The sequence below is a fragment of the Frankia nepalensis genome (assembly GCF_016786325.1).
In the GTDB taxonomy this organism is placed as follows: Bacteria; Actinomycetota; Actinomycetes; order Frankiales; family Frankiaceae; genus Pseudofrankia; species Pseudofrankia nepalensis.
The window spans coordinates 1-1,828 of the sequence record NZ_JADWYU010000335.1 but is presented as its reverse complement, the minus strand read 5'-3'; the positions used below and the strand labels follow the sequence as shown (position 1 = coordinate 1,828).

The 1,828-nt window shown below is 73.3% G+C and carries 1 protein-coding gene; it reads right to left on the bottom strand.

The window, feature by feature from the left end; genetic code table 11:
- Positions 1–206 precede the first annotated feature (206 nt).
- Positions 207–1,676 (bottom strand): aldehyde dehydrogenase family protein, encoded by a 1,470-nt coding sequence (locus tag I6A81_RS41030; RefSeq protein ID WP_203008454.1) that lies wholly within the window; start codon positions 1,674–1,676, stop codon positions 207–209.
- Positions 1,677–1,828: the final 152 nt, after the last annotated feature.

The window sequence follows — 1,828 nt, the reverse complement described above, 5'->3', positions numbered from 1 at the left end:
TGCGGGGCGCGGTCGCGGTCCTTGCTCGGGACCCGGTCGATCCACACGTGCGGCGGCTCGAGGATGTGGTCGTCGACGGAGATCAACCAGTCGAGGTTGAGGTCGGATGCCATGGTCGGCTCCTTCGAGGTGTGGTGGGCCCGGGCCACGGGCCCGGTGGGCAGGCTGTCGGCGGGCAGGCTGTTGGCGGGCAGGGCGCGGCGGGCCTAGCGGAGCTCGCCGATGGCGATGTGCTTGACCTCCTGGAAGGCGCGGATGCCCTCGGTGCCGCGCTCACGGCCAAGACCGCTCTGCTTGTAGCCGCCACCCGGGGCATACGGGCTGAACATGCCGGAGTTGACGTTGACGGCGCCGGTGCGCAGCCGCCGCGCGACCGCGGTCGCCGCCGTGAGGTCCGCGCCGTAGACCTGGCCGGACAGGCCGTAGTCGCTGTCGTTGGCGATCCGCACCGCGTCGTCGACGTCGGTGTAGCCCAGGATCGTGATCACCGGGCCGAAGATCTCCTCCCGCGCGGCGGGATTGGTGTTGTCGCGCACGTCGAGCACGGTCGGCTCGAAGTAGTAGCCGCGCTCCAGGCCGGCGGGGCGGCCGCCGCCGAAGGCGACCTTGCCGCCGTGCTCCTCGGCCAGGGCGACGTAACGCTCGGCGCGGGCCCGCGCCGCCGCGTCGATGACCGGGCCGAGGGTGGCGGACGGGTCGCTCGGCGGGCCGACCTTCAGGCGGGCGTAGGTCTGACTGACCGCCTCGACGACCTCCTCCTTGCGGTCGGCCGGTACGAGCATCCTGGTCGCGGCCACGCACGCCTGCCCGGCGGTCATCGCCACGACCATCGCGGCGCCGGTCGCCGCCTTGCCGACCGCGTCGGGCAGGTAGATCTGCGCCGACTTGCCGCCGAGCTCGAGGGCCACCTGCTTCACCGTCGGCGCCGCCTGCGCGAGGATCCGCCGCCCGACCGCCGTGGAGCCGGTGAACGAGACCATGTCGATGCCCGGGTGGCTGGTGAGCAGCTCCGCGCCGGCCGAGCCGGCCTCGACGACCACCGACAGGACGCCGGGCGGCAGGCCCGCGGCCTCGGCCGCCTGGCCGAACACCAGCGACGAGATCGGCGTCAGCGGGCTCGGCCGCAGCACCACCGAGTTGCCCGCGATCAGCGCCGGGATGATCTTCTGGAAGGCCATGATGATCGCCCCGTTGTAGGGGGTGATCGCCGAGACGACGCCGATCGGCTCGTGCCGCTTCACGCTCAGCTTCAGCCCGCCGCGCACCAGGTCGTCGACGGGCACGGGGTTGGTCTCCTCGTGCCGCATCGACAGGTACAGGTCGATCGTCGCCCGGCCCAGGCCCAGACCGGCCTGGAACTGCGCGTTCTCGGCGAACATCGTCGGCTGGCCGGCCTCGGCGACCATCGTGGCGACCAGCGCGTCGTGCGAGGCGACCACGTGGTCGAGGAAGGCGTGCAGGATCCGGGCCCGCTCGGTCGCCGGCAGGTCCGCCCACACGCCCTCGTCGAAGCTCCGCCGGGCTTCGAGGACCGCCCGCTCGATCTCGGGCAGCGGGGTGACAGACACCTCGGTGACGGTCGACTCGTCCGCGGGGTTCTCCACCCGCAGCGTCTCGTCGCCCTCCACCCAGGTGCCCGCGACATACGAGCGCCGCTCCGACAGGATCGTTTCCACCGGCTCGTCCTTCTTCCTCTACTCGGCGCGTCCCTGGCGGGGCGCCGTCACAGGTCACGAAAGGGGGTCAGGCGCGCCGGCCGCGCGGGGGGCGCGGCCCGCGCGCGGGGAGTTCCCCGCCGCGCGGTTGACCACCCCCCCCCCCGAGTGCG